The organism is Spirulina sp. LEGE 11439 (assembly GCF_059821285.1).
Genome location: NZ_JCAMRX010000005.1, coordinates 159,878 through 176,334, shown reverse-complemented (window position 1 = coordinate 176,334; position 16,457 = coordinate 159,878). Strand labels below are relative to the sequence as shown.

14 protein-coding genes are annotated in these 16,457 nt (G+C 45.5%); 6 read left to right on the top strand and 8 right to left on the bottom strand.

The genetic code is table 11. The annotated features are described in order from the left end of the window. Window positions 1-60 precede the first annotated feature (60 nt). Entirely contained in the window at window positions 61-1,560 is a 1,500-nt protein-coding gene (gene glpK / locus AC6RV6_RS05565) for a glycerol kinase GlpK (RefSeq protein ID WP_500239599.1), read from the top strand. Between the two features lie 24 nt (window positions 1,561-1,584). Here the strand turns inward: glpK and AC6RV6_RS05560 are convergent, their stop codons facing one another. Further along, window positions 1,585-2,112, bottom strand: coding sequence for a hypothetical protein (locus AC6RV6_RS05560; RefSeq protein ID WP_500239597.1), 528 nt, complete (start codon window positions 2,110-2,112; stop codon window positions 1,585-1,587). A gap of 309 nt (window positions 2,113-2,421) precedes the next feature. Here AC6RV6_RS05560 and AC6RV6_RS05555 point away from each other — a divergent pair, with 309 nt between their 5' ends. Together AC6RV6_RS05555 and AC6RV6_RS05550 are read left to right on the top strand one after the other, a co-directional pair. Then, window positions 2,422-4,215, top strand: a complete 1,794-nt coding sequence (locus AC6RV6_RS05555; RefSeq protein WP_500239596.1) for a sensor histidine kinase — start codon at window positions 2,422-2,424, stop codon at window positions 4,213-4,215. A gap of 181 nt (window positions 4,216-4,396) precedes the next feature. Further along, a complete protein-coding gene (locus tag AC6RV6_RS05550) occupies window positions 4,397-4,525 on the top strand; it encodes a hypothetical protein (protein WP_500239595.1) in 129 nt (42 codons plus the stop codon). A 22-nt stretch (window positions 4,526-4,547) separates the two neighbouring features. Here AC6RV6_RS05550 and AC6RV6_RS05545 read toward each other — a convergent pair whose 3' ends face one another. The 7 genes from AC6RV6_RS05545 to AC6RV6_RS05515 form a co-directional block, all read right to left on the bottom strand. Beyond that, window positions 4,548-4,817 carry a glutaredoxin family protein gene (locus AC6RV6_RS05545; RefSeq protein ID WP_500239594.1) on the bottom strand — a complete coding sequence of 90 codons (270 nt, stop codon included), beginning with the start codon at window positions 4,815-4,817 and terminating at the stop codon, window positions 4,548-4,550. After that, entirely contained in the window at window positions 4,817-6,058 is a 1,242-nt protein-coding gene (locus AC6RV6_RS05540; protein WP_500239593.1) for an ATP phosphoribosyltransferase regulatory subunit, read from the bottom strand. Before AC6RV6_RS05540 ends, AC6RV6_RS05545 begins: the two co-directional genes overlap by 1 nt. Before the next feature lie 11 nt (window positions 6,059-6,069). Further along, window positions 6,070-7,017, bottom strand: coding sequence for a J domain-containing protein (locus AC6RV6_RS05535; RefSeq protein WP_500239592.1), 948 nt, complete (start codon window positions 7,015-7,017; stop codon window positions 6,070-6,072). Between the two features lie 129 nt (window positions 7,018-7,146). After that, a complete protein-coding gene (locus AC6RV6_RS05530; RefSeq protein ID WP_500239591.1) occupies window positions 7,147-7,992 on the bottom strand; it encodes an inositol monophosphatase family protein in 846 nt (281 codons plus the stop codon). 91 nt (window positions 7,993-8,083) lie between these two features. After that, window positions 8,084-8,452 carry a 2Fe-2S iron-sulfur cluster-binding protein gene (locus tag AC6RV6_RS05525; RefSeq protein WP_500239590.1) on the bottom strand — a complete coding sequence of 123 codons (369 nt, stop codon included), beginning with the start codon at window positions 8,450-8,452 and terminating at the stop codon, window positions 8,084-8,086. 24 nt (window positions 8,453-8,476) lie between these two features. Next, complete coding sequence (locus AC6RV6_RS05520; protein WP_500239589.1) at window positions 8,477-9,841, bottom strand: response regulator; 1,365 nt, start codon at window positions 9,839-9,841, stop codon at window positions 8,477-8,479. A gap of 406 nt (window positions 9,842-10,247) precedes the next feature. Further along, a complete protein-coding gene (locus AC6RV6_RS05515; RefSeq protein ID WP_500239587.1) occupies window positions 10,248-10,658 on the bottom strand; it encodes a hypothetical protein in 411 nt (136 codons plus the stop codon). A gap of 102 nt (window positions 10,659-10,760) precedes the next feature. Between AC6RV6_RS05515 and AC6RV6_RS05510 the strand changes: the two genes are divergently transcribed. The 3 genes from AC6RV6_RS05510 (at window position 10,761) to AC6RV6_RS05500 (ending at window position 16,454) form a co-directional block, all read left to right on the top strand. Beyond that, the gene (locus tag AC6RV6_RS05510) at window positions 10,761-12,623 is read left to right on the top strand and encodes a caspase family protein (protein ID WP_500239586.1); all 1,863 of its coding nucleotides are present in this window, start codon (window positions 10,761-10,763) and stop codon (window positions 12,621-12,623) included. A 93-nt stretch (window positions 12,624-12,716) separates the two neighbouring features. Then, complete coding sequence (locus tag AC6RV6_RS05505; protein WP_500239585.1) at window positions 12,717-14,726, top strand: monovalent cation:proton antiporter family protein; 2,010 nt, start codon at window positions 12,717-12,719, stop codon at window positions 14,724-14,726. 129 nt (window positions 14,727-14,855) lie between these two features. Further along, window positions 14,856-16,454, top strand: coding sequence for a gamma-glutamyltransferase family protein (locus AC6RV6_RS05500; RefSeq protein ID WP_500239584.1), 1,599 nt, complete (start codon window positions 14,856-14,858; stop codon window positions 16,452-16,454). The last annotated feature ends 3 nt before the right edge of the window (window positions 16,455-16,457 follow it).

Here is a 16,457-nt window from a genome sequence, read left to right as displayed (position 1 = left end):
TTCCAGTCGAGCGATCGATAACTGATAATGAATAACTGAAAAATTGATAATCGATCGGTTATGAGTACAACCCCGCAATATATCCTCGCCCTCGACTTAGGAACCACCGGAAACCGCGCTATTCTCTTCAATCGTGAAGGTAATGTTGTCGGTCAAGCCTATAAAGAATTGCCTCAATATTATCCTCACCCCGGCTGGTTGGAACACGATGGTAAGGAAATTTGGCGGGATACGCGGGAAGCGATCGCGAATGTTTTGGCGCAAACCGATACAAAGGCTTCTCAAGTCGGTGCAATCGGATTAACAGTACAGCGCGAAACCTGTTTGTTATGGGATAAAACTACCGGACAACCTTTTCATAAGGCGATCGTTTGGCAAGATCGGCGCACGGCTTCCCTCTGTAATGAATTAACAGCACAAGGTAAAGCAGCAGAGATTCAAGAACGCACGGGACTCGTTTTAGATGCCTACTTTTCAGCGACAAAATTGGCCTGGTTATTAGACTGGCTGAAAAAAGAACAGCCGGAAGTCAATATGGACAATGTATTGGCGGGAACCGTCGATACTTGGGTGTTATGGAATCTTACTGGCGGGAAAGTCCACGCCACCGATCGCAGTAATGCCAGTCGCACTATGTTGATGAACTTAGCAACAGGAACGTGGGATGAGACATTGCTAGATTTATTTGGCATTCCGCCCCAGATTATGCCGGAAATTAAACCCTCAATGGGAACATTCGGCACTGTCGATCCGGAATTATTCGGCAAGGAAATCCCCATCACGGCTATTTTTGGCGATCAACAAGCGGCTTTATTTGCTCATGGCTGCGATCGCCCCGGTTTGCTCAAATGCACCTATGGAACGGGGTGTTTTTTGGTGGCGCAAACGGGGACGGAACTGACGCGATCGCAAAACCACCTCCTGGCAACGGTTGCTTGGGCAACGGAGACCCAAACAAACTATGCGCTAGAAGCCGCAATGTTTACGACAGGAGCCTGCATTCAATGGTTGCGGGATGGATTGCAATTGATTCAATCGGCTGCTGAAACCGAATCTTTAGCGCGTCTGGCGGGAGAAAATAAAGGGGTGTATTTCGTCCCAGCATTAAGCGGCTTGGGGGCTCCCCACTGGGATATGAATGCGCGGGGATCTTTTCAAGGCATTACCGGTGGAGTCAAACGGGAACATATCGTGCGATCGGTGTTAGAATCCATTGCCTATCAAGTCAAAGAAGCCGTTGAAGCCATGAATAAAGATGCTGCCGATCCCATTTCTCTCTTAAAAGTGGATGGCGGAGCTTCGAAAAACGACTTTTTAATGCAGTTTCAGGCAGATGTTTTGGGGATTCCCGTAGAACGCCCCGCCGTGCAAGATGCGACGGCGCAGGGGGCTGCTTTTGGGGCGGGACTGGCGATCGGGTTTTGGGAGAGTTATGAGAGTATCATTGCCAAGCGACAAATCGATCGCGTCTTTGCACCGGGAGAAGGACAAACTCAAGCCCGAGAAGGCTTTCAAGTTTGGCTACGGGCAGTAGAACGGGCGAAAAATTGGGCAAATTAGCGAACAGTTAGCAGTGAACAGTTATCAATTACTATCACTTGATAATTGTTTGCTGTTCTTTGATTGCAACAGTTTTGTTGAATCTAAATTTACAGGAGCGCGAAACGTCTCTTGTATAAACAAATCTTCCAGCCAGATTATCGGGGATTCGGATAAATGCCTGCCAATCACCAAATCGTCGAGATGGTCGATTTCTAACATATCTCGCGCCCATGTCCACAATCGCCAATAAGTATCGAGGGACGCGATCGCGAGTTCTCCTCGCAAGGCCGCTTTGAGGGTATCGCGATCGATCCCGGTTTGCTTATAAATTTCCCCTGCTTTCCATTGTGTTGAGAAAGATAAGGCGATTTGTTCGTCCAAGATTAAGGGAATATCTTGACCTTGATAAGAACAATATATATTTTGCAGTCTTATCAAGGTTTTTATCGTAATGCGGTTTATTTTTCTCTCGCGAATGCCTTTTAATGTCGGATATCGAATTTGCCCATCACAGTCTCTAAATACTTCACGAACTGTTTTTTCTGGATACCACAAAAGCGAAATCGTCACGGACTTCCTCGAACGAATTGATTGAAAGAAATTCTCTCATGTTGCGTGTGATTTGTGTCACTAATATTGGTTTTTATTCGGATTTTCTTTAATTTTCTTTATATTGTAAAGATATCGCTACAATCTGCAAACAAACTTTATTACGTCTAGGCTTGACGAAAAATTTGATAAGAATTATAAAGGAAAAAGAAGTGAGATTATGTTTGCGAGACAAACATCAACATCTGAACTCAAAGTAGCGTTGAGATCTTTCTTGTTTAACAATCTTTACCGATGTGGTGTGTCTACAATTACCCAAGGATGGAAACTATGCTGCAAAATATCTTGAGTGGTACAAAGAGAATCAATCTCTTCGATCGCATCAGTTTTAGCGATCGCATACTGGATAATGGCGAGCATAAAATCGTACAGCGATGGGGTAATGCAATTTGTTACTCGCGTTCATCCCCTTACTCTCAAGAGCTTTCTGTTGGCGTGCAATGTGAAGATGGTGCGATTTATCAAATAAGTACTACAGATATTGTCGATCGCTTGCCTGCAAAACAGAAAATTCAACCTAAATTTCACTTAGGCAATCTCGTGCGCGTTATGGGGTTAAACGATCTTTATTCCATTCAAGGAATTGGTTTGTCTTTTCGCGGCGATCGCAAGAACTTGAAGATTTCTTATGACCTCTCTGCTAATAATCGAAAAAACCAAATTTTACCCGATATTCTCGAACATCAATTACAATATCCTGAAGAATTTCTGAAAAATAATCAGATTATCTCTACTGAAAAACAATTGCTTTTTGAAGAAACAATATTACTGAGTCGAGATATTGAAAAAAGCAATACTGTTGCCGAAATTATTGAAATTGTCAGTCAACGTTGTTGTAATCGCTTTGGCGTTCATTTCGCTTATTTAGCTCCTACAATTTATCCCGAAAATTTTCCGATTACCGAATCTGTTTTTTTACAGGAAAAAATTCAAGAAACTCGAACGATTTGCGTTAATGATACCGAAGAAATTTTAACTCATCGCAATCGCCAGTCTTTTTCCACAGAAAGCGATCTTGCTTTTATTAAAGCATTATATTCTGCTGAGATTCGCTCGCTATTATGCGTTCCTTTTCAATCTAATTTGGGACATACTGGGGCGATCGCTCTTTTTGATTATCGCTCTCGTGCATGGGAGCATGAACCTTTATTTCTTCGTTCAATTCTAACGACATTAGCAGCCGCGATCGATCGCAGTAATTTATTAGCAACCGATCGCGCGATTGAGAAAACGATTGCCGCACAAGCTGAAATGTTAGTACAGGAACGCATTGAAGCGCAAAATCAGATTGCTCAACAAGAAAAAATGGCGGCTCTCGGACAATTAGTTGCGGGAATTGCCCATGAAATTAATAATCCGCTCAATTTTATTACCGCTAACCTCAGCCCGGTTTCTGATTACAGTCAAGATATTCTCACCCTTGCTGAATTATGCCGCGATCGCTGTAATTCTCCAGATGTTCAAGATTATATCGAAAATATCGATCTCGATTTTTTAATTGAGGATTTTCCGAAAATTATTAATTCCATGAAACAAGGGTGCGATCGCGTGAGTAATATTGTCAACTCTTTACGTTTGTTTTCTCGTGGAGATATCGATTGTCCGACTTCTTTCGAGATCGAACAAGGAATTGACAGTACCCTCGCAATTCTACAAGGAAAATTAAAAAAAGGCATTACAGTCAAGAAAAATTATGTCAATTTACCCCCGATTGATTGTTACGCCGGGCAACTCAATCAGGTATTTATGAATATTATTGGTAATGCGATCGATGCTTTAGAAAATAGCGAAAATCCTCAAATTGAGATTACAACGCAGATTGAAGGAGAGCAAGCGATTGTTTTGATTAAAGATAATGGAATGGGAATTCCCAATGAGGCGCGATCGCGAATTTTCGATCCCTTTTTTACGACCAAACCCGTCGGAAAAGGAACGGGTTTGGGATTATCCATTAGCCATCAAATTATTGTCGAGAAACATGGCGGAACATTAGACTGTTTCTCGGAAAGTGGGCGCGGGACGGAGTTTCGTATTGCTATTCCTTTGGGGAATATTGAAGATTGAAAGATCGGTGTAGTTAAAGTTTCAAGGAAAAGAGCTTATTTTACTTTTTCTCTTTTCCTTGTCTTCTCAGTTAGTATAAGCATAGATTAGTGAGAAAATGTTGTATTAGAGATAGCGATCGCAGATCGAACCCTATACCAAACCTTTAAAATATTTTATTGCTCACAAAGATGTTATTGAAGTGTTGCGATCGCTTTTACCCAAGGTTGACGAGATTCCCAAAGAACATTTACGACGATTGCAAGATCGCAGAGAATTAGATGAGATTGAGTTGGCAGCAGAGGTTTTTGAGCGATCGCGCCAATTCTAAATTCCCTATTTTTCGCATGCGATCAAAATCCGTATTTCTGCAAGAACTTCGCCAGTTGACGAACTGAAGTACGCGGGGAAGGACGTGGTAAAATCTGCTCTTTCCCCTCTATTTCTTGCGCTAATACAGGGATTTCGTATTGATAGGCATTAAACCAATCCTCTCGCGTGGTAATATCGCGAACTGTTAATTCTACTTCTTGAAAATCATCTTGACGGAGGCATTGTTCTAACTTTTCTTGCAATCCTTCGCATAAATGACAGTCCGGTTTTGCATAAAGAATCAACGGCATTATTTTTCCTCGTCTGGCGACTCTAAATTTTCAATTTTTGACGTTCCATCTGCTTCTATCCACACTAAGCGAGAAATGCGAGAACTCTGAGCATATTCGCGAATTCCTTCCGAGGAACGTCCCCCCAAATCCAATTCTACTCGCACCAACTGTTGCGAATTTCTCAAAGTTTGGGCGTAAGTAATAGCCGCAATTTCGGCTTGGGGACTTGCAGGAATGACCAACCAATCACTCGCAGGGGTCAATCGCAGTAATTCTTCCGAAGAGAGCAAACAAGCGTGTAATTCTTCTAAATTCAAGGCAAAGCCAATCCCGGGAGAGCTTTTACCTTCCGGGTGATAGAGTTCGAGCAGGCGATCGTAGCGTCCGCCTTTTCCTAAAATTCGGCATTGATTATTTTTAGTGGAAACCACCTCAAACACAATCCCCGTATAGTAATCAAGAGTTTGGATTAAACTCAAATCGAGAACGATGGGGAGATTGGGGGAACTACTTTCTAAGCGATGGAAAAGATTTTTTAACTCATTGACAATTTTCTCACATCGTGAATCTAAGTCCCAATTCGACACTGCTTGCAAAACATCCGCAGGTTTTCCTCGCAAATCAAATAACATTAATGCTTGCTCTCGTAAACCATCCGATAAGTCTGGATGTTCTAGAGACTCTAAGGTTACGCGATCTAGATTGGCGATGCAGTGACGCACTTTGGTGCGGATTGATTCAGGAAAGAGAGAAAGTAGCGATCGCGTCAGTTCTGCTTCTCCTAAAATCATATGCCATTCTTCGAGTCCCAAACTTTGCAAGCTCTGTGCCAACAAGAGGAGAATTTCCGTATCGGCTAAACTTCCACCTGCGTGTAATAGTTCTACCCCGGTTTGATAGAACTCCATTTGTTTGCCGTGGTGTCCCCGGTCAAAGTGGCGAAAAACATTGGCATTGTAATACAAGCGTTGGGGATAGGTACTCCCTGCCATGCGCGTGACGGCAGCCCGAGCGATCGATGCCGTGAGTTCCGGTCGCAACCCCAAACGACCCTCGGGGGTTTCTTCTATTTGAATCACTGTTGCGGGATCGATCGCGCCGCCTGCAGTGAGCGCATCCATCCGCTCTAAAGTGGACGTAATAATGCGTTGATATCCCCATTGATGAAAAACGTGCCGCAAGCGATCGGCGATCCAGCGTTTTTGGGCGACATCAAGGGGAAGTAAATCTCGAGTTCCGGCTGGAGGTTGGTGAATCATGTTGATATTAGTTACTTTTTCTTGCCGCCAAATAGCCCGAACATCCCGCCGCTTCCCGATTTCTGATTGGACTTGCTGGATTTTCCTTTTCCAGTTGTGGCGGTTTGTTTTCCGCCGGTTTTACCAGCAAGGCGATCGAGGGCGGCTTTGCCTTTGAGTCCGAGCTCATCTTGGGGATTGTATTGCAAGGCTTTCGTGATATGCACTTTTGCCATGCTGACTTGATTTTGTTTTAAATAGGCCAATCCCATTAAACTATGACAGGCACTATTTTTGGGATCGAGTTTGAGACCATCCCGTAATTCGAGAATGGCTTTGGCAAAATTTCCTTTTTCAATATATTCTCGCGCCCGACGCAGGTAGGGATCGATCGGAGAAGTTTGCGGCTGAGGCGGTTGAGAAACTCCCGGTTTTTGACTTTTTGGGGGCGGAGAGCCAACTTTTGGGGGAGGGGAACTGGTCGCTGGTCTCATGCCTTGCCCTTCTTTTCGCATCAAGTAAACCATATTTAATTCACTGATCGCGGCAATTTGTTCAACGGCTTGTGCGATCGCTTGATACTGACCGGAAGCTAAACTCGAGAGTTCTCGTTTATAAGCCGAATCAATATCCCCGCTTGCTTGAGAGAGTTTCTTGGCGGCTTCGCTTTCGAGAGTAGGTAAGCCTTCTCCTGCCAAACGCTTCCCCGTCTGTTCGAGAACGATATGATATTCCTTGCGGGTTTTCGATTTATCTTTGAGGGTTTCGTAGGCGGGGTTAACCAGTTTTGATAAAATATCATTCGCTTGTTGGCGTTCGCGATCGCTGGCACCTCTTAACTTATCGGGGTGCAAACTATGAGCGAGTTTGAGATATTGCTTGCGAATAGCTTTGGCATTCGTATTTAAGGGAATGCCCAAAATAGCATAGTGGTCGGTGATGTCATATTTAAAAAGTCCGCGTTGAATGTTAAAAGACATAATTGGCTCGAGTAGGAAGGGAATTAACGAACGGAATTAACTATAGTATGTCCTAGATTTGCGGGGAGTAGCCCTCATTGTCTGATTTTTCTCTCCCAGAGAAGATAGCCGGCTTTTCCTCGATTTTGCTTATAAACTTTGCATGGTTTCCCAGTTAGACCAAACTTGAATGGGGGGGGTCGCTAAAAGCGATCGCGATAGCGCCTCATGAAGATGACCATTCGTCGCTAAGAGGCGACCGGATTTGAGATCGAGAGGACTTTCATCATAGGCTGTCACGCTTCCTCCTGCTTCTTCTAGAAGAACGATTCCCGCCGCAATATCCCAAGGTTTCAACCCTCTTTCCCAGTAACCATCGAGGTTTCCGCAAGCCACGAGGGCTAAATCTAATGCGGCCGATCCACCTCTACGAACGCCTTGGGTTAAATGCGTTAAATAGCAAAATTCAGCGTAGTTATTATCTGCTGTTTCGCGGCGATCGTATGCGAAACCCGTCACGAGCAGACTGTGACGCAGATCGGTTGTTGATGAGACTTGGATGGGACGGCGGTTGCAGGTTGCCCCGAGTCCTTTGGCGGCACGATAGAGGAGATCGCGCACGGGATCGTAAATTACGCCAACATGAGGAATATCGTCAATTAATAAACCGATAGAAACGGAAGAAGCCGGGTAGCCGTGGGCATAATTCGTGGTGCCGTCGAGGGGGTCAATTGCCCATAAATATTGTTCTTGACTGCCGCCAATGATGCCCGATTCTTCCGCTAGGATGGGATGATCGGGGAAGTGGCGATTGAGTATTTTAAGAATGATAGCTTCAGATTGTTTGTCAACTTCAGTGACAAGATCTCCGGGGCGTTTTTCTTCGATGGATTCGATTTTACCCCAACAGTCCCGCAGAATTGCTCCGGCAGCGAGAGCGGCTTCTGTGGCAATATCGAGGAAGATTTGCAGTTGTTCGGCGGAAGTTGACTGCACGGATTTTTTCCCTTAAAAGAGGTTTCTGTTCTTAATATCCCACGAACTGTCATCAGTTATCAGTTATCAGTTACCAGTTATCAGTTACCAGTTAGTCTTCGTCAAGGGGAAAACCAAAGCGTACCCGTCCTTTGGCAAAATACTGCCCGAATTGTAGTTCGTAGACTTCATCTTCGTCTTGGGTTTCTACCCGAATATCCGATCGCGCATAGCCTACGCATAATAGCGCATAGCCTTTTTTTCTCAGGTCTGGGGAGAGTCCCACGGCTTCGGGTTGGTCGATATCTCCCGAGAGAACTCTTACTGCACAGGTGGTACAAGCCCCATTGCGACAGGAAAAAGGTAGCTCGATTTCTTGCTCTTCCAAGCTCTGGAGAATGTAGCGATCGCTTGGCACTCGAGCGCAATATTCTTTTCCTGTGGCGCGATCGCGAATGGAGATCTCGTAGGATTCGTTCATGGTTTCTCTGGCAGGTATTATTCTTTACGCTTTAATATATTTACCTACTGCGGCCAAAATGCGATCGCGATTGACGGGCTTGGCGAGAAAATCTGTCGCTCCGGCCATTTTTGCCCGCACTCGGTCTACGAGACCATCATTCCCTGTCAAAATGACAATGGGGGTATTTTTAAAGCGATCGATGCGGCGAATTTGCGTACAAATTTCATAACCATTGGCGATGGGCATCATCAGATCGAGGAAGATGGCATCGGGGTTACATTCGAGTAGGGTCGGTAAGGCTTTAATGGCTTCCCCAACGGTAACGACGCGATAACCCGCATTCGTTAATAAAGTTTCCATTAAACGACGAATTTGAGAACTATCATCAATACACAAGATTGTGCCGCGATCGCTTTTTTGGGGTTCGGGGGTTGCTCTGTTCTCTTTATCTCCTTGGGTTGCCGTCGGAGAAAGGGGTAAATCTTCAAGTTCTATCAAGGCGATCGCTTGGCTGCGAATATAGGGAAGCAGTAATTTAGTTAACCCCAAGATATCTTTTTTCATCAGGATCGCTAAATCTCTTAACGTCCGCTTGCCGTTAATCAGATCGGCAAGATTTTCATAGGTTTTGGGGGAAACCTGTGCTTTTAATTTCTCAGTATTCTTGAGCATGGGTGCTAAATTGGGCGAACACAATGCTAAGCCTGATTTTGCCCACCTTTCCCATGCTTTTTCCGTCATTGCTAAAGCCAATTCAACTTCTAATGTCCAGTCTCTGGGGAAGATTCCTGTATCGCTGTTGGAAGGGCGCACCCCCAAACGAGGGGTTAGGGTAAACGTGCGATCGCTCTTTTCTGCATGAGGTTTTTGGGCTACTTCTAGGTTTTGATGCGCCGCCGCTTGACTGAGAGAAGCCAATCTTATCGCCTGCACGATCTCAAATAAAATTTCTGCTACCGTCCCTCGCAAAATTGTAATTTGCTGGTCTTTATTAATGAGTTTTCTTTGGGATAACAAGGTCAATAATTCGTAATCCCAACATTCAAAGCGGTTTTTACTTTTCCCTTGAATGCGTTTGGAGATTCCCGTGCGAATTAACTGTCGCCGCCATCGCCGTCCCGGGTGAGAGCCTCCCGATGCCCAAGCAAAACGCCCCAAGGAGAGATACAAACTCCATTTTTTCCCTTGAACGTCAATATCCAGCCGCCCGGTAAAATGCTGTTTTTGCAAGCATTTTAATTGAGCTTTGAAACTATTGTCTTCTTTTTTGGCAATTTTTTTCTCATCCCAATCTATTTCATCCCAATAAGGTTGGTGATTCTGATGGGTTGTAGAAGTAGCCGATCGCAAACTTTCCGGTTTCTTTAAATTGTCTTGCCGTTTTGGCTCGATTGTAGTACCTCGCACTAGGCACCCCCAAATTTTCAAGTAATAACTTTTTCTTAAATTAGTTAAATTTTAATGCAGAAATGGTACGGATTTCCCTCAGTTCATTCAACATTATGTAAATAAATATTAAGAAAGGTAAAAATGGTATCGGTTATAATTATTGACTGGTCACTGAGGAATATACTCAAGAGCGTGAGGATTTAGAGAGAGAAATACACTTATAAAAAAAATCTAATTTTTAATTCACTAAAAATACAGAGATAGATAACATAAAAATGAATATCGATCGGGATTAAAAGGTGTAGAATCTACTGAAAATATTTCTTTAAAACAAGAGAAATTTCTAATCTGAGAAGCAGTAATTACTTGCAAAAAAAGTATTTTTGTTACGTTTTTGTCAAATTTTCTGGATTTTGGCGGCAAATTATTCTTCAACCCCCAAGAGAAAAGGCGCATTGGGAAAATAAGTTGCCCAAAGTTGGGGATCGGGTTGTCGTTGCCAGATTTGGCGATTGACGTGCAAGCGGAGAAGGGGAGCGATCGCGCCATTATTTTTGCCCACGACATCAATGGAAACAGAAGTGACGAGAATATCGCGATCAAAACTGCGTTGAGCGGCGGCTCGGGCGACAACTTCCGCCCGACGCAGGAGAATAGGAAAAGATTCTCCGGCTCGCAAGTAAAGTTCTATGGTTGTCGCATCGGTATAAGCTAATGCTCGTTGGGGAGCGATCGCAGAACGTCCGAGAGAGAAACTCACCCCTAAACTCAACGAAATCCCGAGAGTGAGGCACATTTTGCGTAAAATAGAGAGCGATCGAGCAAGAATTTTCATCGTTTTGCAAAAATTTGAGAGCTTGAAAAGGCGATCCTCACCCTAAAATATAATCTAGCTTCACTCTTAGGTTAAAATTCAACAAACCAAAAAGTAGGGCAAATGGCAGACTACACCTCCATCGCAATCGGGATCGATCGCTACCAATTCATTCAACCCCTGAGTTACGCTCAAGACGACGCTCGGGCGGTTCAGCATCTTTTGCTCGAAGAGGCAGGGCTTCCCCCCGAGCAAGCCCTACTCATGACCGATAGTTCGGCATGGCTCGGCGATCGCTCCACACAACCGAGCAAAGAGAATCTTCTCTATTGGCTCGACACTTGGCTCGATAAACAATCGACCTCTCTGTTATGGTTTTTCTTTAGCGGTTATGGTGTCAGTTGGCAAGGGACGGACTATCTCATGCCCATTGACGGCAACCCCGCCGACATTCCCAATACGGGGATTCCCGCACGAGAACTCTTTGAACATCTCAAACAAAAAGGATTCGATCGCATTTTAGCCCTGTTGGATATTAACCGCTCTCCCGGGGTGATTGCGGGAGAAGCAGTAGGGGCAGAAATCGCTCAGTTTGCCCCAGAAATGGGCATCTCGCTCATTCTTTCGAGTCAATTGGCAGAATCATCTCACGAAGCCGTTGCCTTGGGTCACGGGATATTTTCCGCCGCTCTTTTAGAAGCCTTGCGCTATTTTGGTCGAGATATCGTTCTCCACGATTTAAGCGGCTATCTTTACGATCGCCTGCCAGAACTGAGCGAGCATCACTGGCGACCCATTCAACACCCTCTTATCATTATTCCCGAAGTGGAATTAGCCCAGCAAGCCTTATTGCCCGAAAGTGGGACGCAAGCACAGGCCGCAACGGTCGTGGCTCCCCTTCCTACTCGCGAGGAAGTAGAGGAGGCAGAGGGCGCAGAAGACGCGATCGCCGAAAATGGCAAAGCAACGACGACCGAGGAATTAGAAACAGCCAAAATTCCCAGTTTGCCCGATCTACCGCCCTTAAAAACAACTGCCGATAACAGTAACAATGGGGAAGGCTTCAAGGAGACTCATCCTGACAATATGCCGCAGATCCCTCCCCCAGAGCGAAAAACGCCCAAGCGGAAGAATTGGTCAATTTTGGCGGCAGCCGGAGCAATTTTTCTTGCAGTTTTAGCTTTTCTGTGGTTAGGACGACCGCAAGAGGAAATCGCAGAAAATTCGCCCCCCACAAATTCAGCTTCCGAGGCTGCCGATCCCAATCAAAGCGCAACACCCACACCAGCCCCTCCTGTTGCGACTGCACCGCAAAATGTTGCGACTTCTTCGCCGCAAAATTCCACCGAGTCAACGGCAGAAACAGACTCTCCACCCTTAACAATAGAATCCAGCCGCTCGATTTTGGCGCGAGCGAGAACGTATATTCAAACCAACCAAGCCTCGGGTTTCAGTCGCGCTATTAAAGAAGCCCAAAAAATTCAACCGGGAGCCCCGCTCTATGAAGAGGCGCAAGGGGATATTTCTCGCTGGAGTGAGGTGATTTTAGATATCGCTCGAGGTCGTGCTGCGAAAGGAAATTTTGCTCCGGCGATCGCGGCGGCGAATTTAGTGCCGCCAGAAATTGCCTCCACTTACGCCGAATCCCAAAAAAGTATCACGCTCTGGACAGAACAAAAAGAGCAACAAAAGGTGAATAATGAAATTATTCGTTTGGCGCGGCGAATGATTCGCTCGACTCAAGCCTCGTCTTACAATAAAGCCATTAAGGAACTGAAAAAAATTCCCAACGGTCAGCCCGGGTACTTACAAGCACGGGATTTAACCGAGAATTGGAGTCGGCAAATTTATTTAATTGCCAATTCTCGTGCCGCCCGAGGCCGTTATCAACAAGCGATCGTCTCGGCAAATTTAGTCCCCGAGGGAACTTCCAGTTACGAGGGCGCTCAAAAAGCGATCGCTCGTTGGCAAAAAGGACAACGGTAAGAACAGTTATCAGTTATCAGTCAGGAAGATTGTTCTTCACCGTTTACCCTTTATCGTTCGCTGTTCACTGTTTACTGTTCATTGTTCATTGAAATGGCGATCGCAGAACATAAATTCATTCTTGACTTAACGGCGGTTTTATGCGCTTCTGCGATGGTCGGCTATTTAGCCAATCGCTTGAGGCAACCCGTCCTCTTGGGGTATCTTTTTAGCGGGTTTCTGATTGGTCCTTTTGGGCTGGGACTTCTCAAAGAACTGAACGAAATTAAAGCTCTCGCAGAAATTGGGGTTGCCTTTCTCCTCTTTACTCTAGGGGTAGAATTTTCTTTAGCCGAACTCAAGCGCGTTAAAGAAATTGCGATTCAAGGCAGTTTATTGCAAATCGGTGGCACTCTCATTCTTGTTACGATAACGACCACTGCATTGGGTTTGGTGCAAGGCATTCTGCAAGGAATTTTTGTCGGTGCGATTCTTTCTTTGTCTTCCACGGCGGTCGTTCTGAAAACCCTTACCGAAAAAGGAGAAATAAATACTCAACACGGTCAAGTCATGCTAGCAATTTTAATTGCTCAAGACTTGGCATTGGGAATTATGCTGGCAATTTTACCGGCTTTCGATCGCCCCGAGAATTTAATTTATTATCTTTTTCTCTCTATTCTCAAAGCCATTCTCTTTTTTACCGTTGCCCTTATCTCTGGCCATTGGATCGTCCCTCCTATTATCCGAAAAGTTGCCGAAACGGAAAACAGCGAACTATTTTTACTTGCAGTCATTACCTTATGTTTAGGTGTCGCGCTGACCACTGCTGCCTTAGGACTATCTATTGAAATGGGCGCATTTGTTGCCGGTTTAATGGTTGCAGAAATCGAACATTCCGATCAAGCCTTAACTCGTATCGTTCCTTTACGAGATACGTTTGCGAGTTTGTTTTTTGCCTCCATCGGCATGTTAATCGATCCTCAAGTTATCACCGAGAATATTGGTACGATTTTAGGGATGGTTGCATTAGTGATGATTGGCAAAGCCTTAATTATTTTTCCGATCGTCCTCAATTTCAATTATTCCTTTAAAACGGCAATTATTTCTTGTTTTGGTTTGAATCAAATTGGTGAATTTTCTTTTGTTCTTGCTTTAACGGGCATGAAGTTCAACTTATTAACAGAAAAACAATATCTTCTCCTTTTAGGGACAACTGCCATTACTTTAGTGCTAACTCCTATCGGGATGAAATTTGCGCCTCGTTTGGCTGATAAACTTTTAACCGTGCCGTTAATTAAATACTATTTGCGGAAATTAAAAGGACGGCAAGCCTTTGCGAAACCTAAAAAAATTTCCGGTCATATCGTTGTGGCTGGATATGGCCGCGTCGGACGAGTCATTGTGAAAATTTTGCGCGATCGCGGCTATCCAGTGCTGGCGATCGAAAATAGCGAAGCCGCTATTCAACGCTTGAAACAGGAAGATATTCCTTATCTTTTTGGGGATGGGGATTCGGAATGGGTTTTAGAAAGGGCTTGTTTGGAAGATGCCATTGCCTTGGCCATCGCTCTTCCTGATGCTGCCAGTACACGTTTATTAGTCAAACACGCCCTTGAAATTGCGCCCCATTTGGACATTGTGGCGCGATCGCATCGAGATGAAGAAATTGACATTCTCACTCACATCGGCGCTCGAGAGGTAGTACAACCGGAATTTGAGGCGGGTTTGGAAATGGGGTCCCACCTTCTGGCCACTCTCGGCCAAAGCGAAAGCGAAATTCAAGGAACCATTCAAGATATCCGCAGCGATCGCTATACGAGCATCCGACCGGAACGGAGTAATACAGCTATTCGTCAGGATATGAGTAAAGTGGTCACCAGCCTGCATAATGAATGGTTATCGGTTCCCGATACTTCCCCGTTACATTGTATGACCCTTGCCGATGCCAATATCCGGAAGGTCACGGGGGCAACCATTTTAGTGATGCAAAAAGCCAAAGATACAGTTTATTATCCTACCGGTCAAACCGTTCTCGAATGCCGCGATCGCCTCCTCGTTATGGGTAAGCGAGTTGAAATTGCCGCCTTCCGAAAATTACTCGAGGGCGTGCCACTTGATAATTGATCGTTGATAATTGAGATTGAGGGACGGCGATAACTCCTCCGGAGATGCTCCATGTTCCCCCTAGAGAGTAACGAATTCACCATATCCAACTTGTCGATCGTTAATCACCGTTTTCCTCCCAGAAATATTATGCGAGATGCTAACCTTACGTCTTATCCCTATCCTTCCTCCAGAACAGTCATGATGGGCAAACGAGGGGCTGTGGCCGCCAGTCAACCTCTCGCCAGTTTAGCTGGGGTGGAAATGTTGCTGGCGGGAGGAAATGCCGTTGATGCGGCCGTGGCCATGGCGATCGCCCTGACCGTGGTAGAACCGACCGCCAATGGCATCGGTGGCGATCTTTTTGCTTTGGTTTGGGATGGAAAACTGCACGGTCTCAATGCTTCGGGGAAAAGTCCCCTCCGGTTTACTCCCGATCGCTTTGAAGGAATGACCCAAGTGCCGGATCTCGGCTGGTTAACCGTGACGATTCCCGGGGCGGTATCGGGGTGGCAGAAACTCTGGAAACGTTGGGGACGGCTATCTTTCGAGCATTTATTTGAACCCGCCGTGCGCTATGCGGAAGAGGGATTTCCCGTCTCGCCGCGAACGGCTTTGGCATGGCAGCAAGCAGAACGTAAATATCTCCCTCTGACCGCCCCAGAATACCGCCCTTTTCAAAAGATGTTTTTTCGCAACAACCGCGCTCCAAAAGCCGGAGAAACATGGCAAAGTGATGCTCACGGTTACACTTTGAGAAGTATTGCCAAACATGGCGATGAAAAATTTTATCGCGGAGAGATGGCGGAACAAATCGCTCATTTTGCTGCCGATACGGGAGGGATTATCAATCTCGGGGATTTAATCGCTCACGAGGCGGAGTGGGTGGATCCCATTCAGACGACTTATCGCGATGTCACGGTCTGGGAGATGCCGCCCAATACTCAAGGTTTGGGCGCATTGATGGCTTTAAATATTTTAGAAGGATATGAGTTGGGACGGTGGCCTCGGGACTCCGCAGAAAGCTATCACCTGCAAATTGAAGCGATGAAATTGGCTTTTGCAGATATCCATTGCCATGTTAGCGATCGCAATTTTATGCAGATGCCTATTGAGGAATTATTAGCTAAAGATTATGCGGCAAAAAGACGGGAAGCGATCGGCGATCGCGCTTTAGCTTGTGCCAAACCCGGATTTCCCCAAGGCGGTACTGTTTACCTTTGCGCGTCGGATGGAGATCTCATGGTGTCTTTAATCCAATCGAATTACGATGGATTTGGGAGCGGTCTCTTGGTTCCCGATACAGGCATTGCCTTACATAATCGAGGGAGTTGTTTTACCTTAGAAGCAGATCATCCCAACCGAGTCGGACCTCGCAAACGTGCATTTCACACGATTATGCCCGGTTTTTTAAGCAAAGATGGCCAACCGTGGGGATCGTTTGGTGTGATGGGAGGACAAATGCAGCCCCAAGGCCATGTACAATTTGTCACGAATCTTGTTGATTATGGCATGAATCCTCAAGCGGCTTTAGATGCCCCGAGATGGCGGTTTTTACGCGAAAATCATGTCATTTTAGAGTCGGGGGTGTCTTCAAACGTTGCGGCAGAATTAGAAGGCAAAGGACATCAAGTTGCGGTCACTAACAATGCGGCGAATTTTGGCAAAGGTCAGGCGATTTTAAAAGAAGAAGACGTTTTTGTCGCGGCTTCGGAACCCCGAGGAGATGGTTGCGCGATCGCTTACTAAGGA